Here is a 3,022-nt window from a genome sequence, read left to right on the forward strand (position 1 = left end):
TGGACCAGCCGCACCGGCAGCGCAGCCTCCGCCGCGCGCAGCACGCTTTCGACCATCTGCCCGCCATTGTTCGCCTCGGCCACCACCCGGTCCGCGCCATGCACCATCGCTGCGGCCGCCACCGCCCGCGCCCATCCCTCGGGCCGCTGCCCTTCGACGCTCGCGTCCGCGATCACATAGCCGCGCCCGTCGCTGCCCAGACCCGCCACCACGATGCCGCACGCGTCCCCGCGGCCCAGCCGCGTGCCGCCATAATGCGCCGCCATCGCCGCGACGAAGCCGGGGGCCAGGTTCGCTTCATTCTCCGCCGTCGTGCCCTTCGTCACCGCCACGTCCTCCGCGCCCACCAGCCGCCGCACCAGCGGCACCGGCCGGGGCGTCGTCGTCGCCAGCACGCGCGGCCCAGAACCGGATGCGCCGCCCAGCCGCATCCCCATCATCAGATTGTCCCACGCCGCCTCGCCGCCCGCCCATTTGGCGATCTCGTCGGCCCAGCCATGGCTGAACTGCGGCCCGCGCAATCCTTCCGGCTCCGCCGCGCCGAACAAGGTCGCCATCGCGCCATTGGGCCAGGTCAGCCGCCGCAGCGCGGGCGCATAGCGGGGCCGCGCCCACCATGGCGCGACGCTCAGCACGCCCGACGCGCCCTCCACCATCACGGCCCGCGCCTCGCCCAGCGTCGCGCCCACCAGCGCGATCCGCGCCTCGGGGTCGGCTTCCGCGACCGACCGCACCCATTCCGCCCCGGCCCGTGTCTTGCCGAAACCGCGCCCCGCCATCATCAGCCACACGCGCCAGTCCCCCGCCGGAGCCAGCTGCGCCGGCCGCGCCAGAAAACGCCACTCCCGCGCCAGCCGCTCCGCCGCCCCGGCATCCAGCCGTCGCAGCAGGCCCGCGCGTACGTCCGCATCCTCGCCCGCCAGCCATTCCCGATCCGAAACCCGCATCGCCCCTCCGCCCACGAAAAAAGGCGACCCGAAGGCCGCCTTTCCCGTCTTTGTCTCTTCCGCGCCGCCGCGATCGCGGGGCGACGCCTCCTATTTGCGCGGCGCTTGTCCTCCGAACGTCACCAGACTCTCCGCCCCGTCCTTCGCCACCGCCGCCACGCCGATGAAATGATCGTCCACCACCACGTCCTTCAGCACCGTCTCGGTCGCGCCGGTCACGACGCGGCTGTCGGTCCAGTCCTGCGCGTCCGCGCGCCGCCAATAGACGCGATAGGCCGCAGCGCCCGGCACCACGTCCCAGAAAACCCGCGTGTCCATCGACAGCGCCCCGTCCAGTGAAACGGTCGCAGGCGCGGCCGGCGCATCCGCCAGCTGCCGCAGCGCCGCGACGTTCAATGCCGTCACCTTCGCCAGATAGGGGAAGTCCATCCCCTCCACCGTGTCGCCATAGACCCGGCCATTCTCGGTCCGCAGGTCCTGATGCTGCCGGTCGTAATTCTCGATCCCCACCGAAAAGCGCACCGCCGGGAAGCCCAGCTCCAGGAAGGGCGAATGGTCGCCACCCCGCCCGAACCGGTCGAACCGCCGCACCGCGAACACGTCCAGCCCGATCTGCGGATTGGCCTCCGCTATCCCGTCGATCTTCTTGGCCAGCGCGCGCGAAGGCCCGTCATCCTCGCCGCCGATCGACCGGCGCGTCATCGCCGCGGGCCGGTCCTCGATGAAGCGCGCGCCTTCGGAAAACACCCGCACCCTGTCCGCCACGATCCGCCCGTTCTGGCCGACCGTGTTGCCGACGATGTCGTTGTTCAGCATCGCGCGCACCTGCCATCCGCGCTTCTTCGCCGTCTCGGCCAGCAACTTGCCGCCCCACAGCCCCTGTTCCTCGCCCGACAGCAGCGCATAGACGATCGTCCCGTCGAACTTTTCGCCCGCCAGCACCCGCGCCGCCTCGATCACCAGCGCCGTGCCCGACGCATTGTCGTTCGCGCCCGGCGCATCGCTGGTCGCGTTCATGACGTCGCTCACCCGACTGTCGATATGGCCGGCGACGATCACCACCTGGTTCGGGCCAGAGTCCGTCCAGCCCATGCCCTTCTGGATGGCGAGCACGTCCACCACCTCCACGCCCTGCGGCGCGCGCGGCCCGGTGAAGCGGTCCGCCACCGTCTCGACGGTCAGGCAGCCGCCGCACCCCCTGGCTATCTTTGCAAACTCGGCCGCGCCCCATGCGCGCGCCGCGCCGATGCCCCGCTTCGGGTCGGTCGCGGACGACAGCGTATGGCGCGTGCCGAAACCCACCAGCTTCTCGACCGTCGTCTTCAGCCGCGCCGGATCGGGCGCCTTGCTCTGGGCGATGGCGGGGCCAGCCGCGCAGGCGGCGATCAGGATGGCGGTGATCGGGACTATCTTGGTCATGGCAATTCTTCTGACGCTCTGTTGCACGCTTGTAAACCGCCTGCAGCAAGGGGTTTCCGCAACAAAATGTCACGGTCTGTTGGTGGAACCGGCGCGTCTCCTCCGCCATTTTCCCAATCGTTCGCAATCGCAACAAAAAGGAGTCCTGCCCATGGGTATGATGCGTTTCGACGACAAGAATCCTTATCCCCCTCAGCGCACCGATCCGCGCCTCCTCCTCTCGATCCTCGGCGCAGCCTTCATCGTGGGCGGCGGCTCGCTCGCGGCCGGCGTGATCGCGCACAAGCCCGACGCGGTGAAGCCCGCCACTGGCAGCGCGCAGGCGCTCGCCCTGGCCAGCGACCGCTCGCTCGGCAACGACGCCGCCCTCGGCAACGACACGCCGCGCTGAAGTCTCGACAAACCGCAACCCGGCTGGCGCCGCGCGCGAAGGCCGGCATGATGACTTCTCCCGCAACTGCGAGAAGTCGCGATGTTCCTGGACCTTGAAGACTACCCCGCTCCGCCCCCCTGGGAGCCGCAGCCCGAACCGCCCGCCAGCCGCCTGACCGCGCGCCAGCAAAGGACGTTGACCCTGCTCATCGGCGTCAACGTCCTCCTCCTGCTCTTCGCCCCGATCGGCGGCGCGACCCTGATCGCCGGCCTGTGGTCATTGC

4 protein-coding genes are annotated in these 3,022 nt (G+C 70.5%); 2 read left to right on the top strand and 2 right to left on the bottom strand.

The genetic code is table 11. The features are described from left to right. Positions 1-947: terminase large subunit domain-containing protein (locus tag AX724_RS05575; RefSeq protein WP_082733416.1), on the bottom strand; the 947-nt coding region annotated here is incomplete at its 3' end. A 90-nt stretch (positions 948-1,037) separates the two neighbouring features. Continuing rightward, positions 1,038-2,366: a M28 family peptidase gene (locus AX724_RS05580; RefSeq protein WP_066764249.1), complete on the bottom strand. Its 1,329-nt coding sequence runs from the start codon at positions 2,364-2,366 to the stop codon at positions 1,038-1,040. Positions 2,367-2,517: 151 nt separating this feature from the next. On the opposite strand from AX724_RS05580, the gene AX724_RS05585 reads away from it, so the two are divergent. Together AX724_RS05585 and AX724_RS05590 are read left to right on the top strand one after the other, a co-directional pair. Continuing rightward, positions 2,518-2,757: a hypothetical protein gene (locus AX724_RS05585; RefSeq protein ID WP_066764251.1), complete on the top strand. Its 240-nt coding sequence runs from the start codon at positions 2,518-2,520 to the stop codon at positions 2,755-2,757. A gap of 81 nt (positions 2,758-2,838) precedes the next feature. After that, positions 2,839-3,022: hypothetical protein (locus AX724_RS05590; RefSeq protein WP_066764252.1), on the top strand; the 184-nt coding region annotated here is incomplete at its 3' end.

Source organism: Sphingobium sp. CCH11-B1 (assembly GCF_001556865.1).
Taxonomy (GTDB): Bacteria; Pseudomonadota; Alphaproteobacteria; order Sphingomonadales; family Sphingomonadaceae; genus Sphingobium.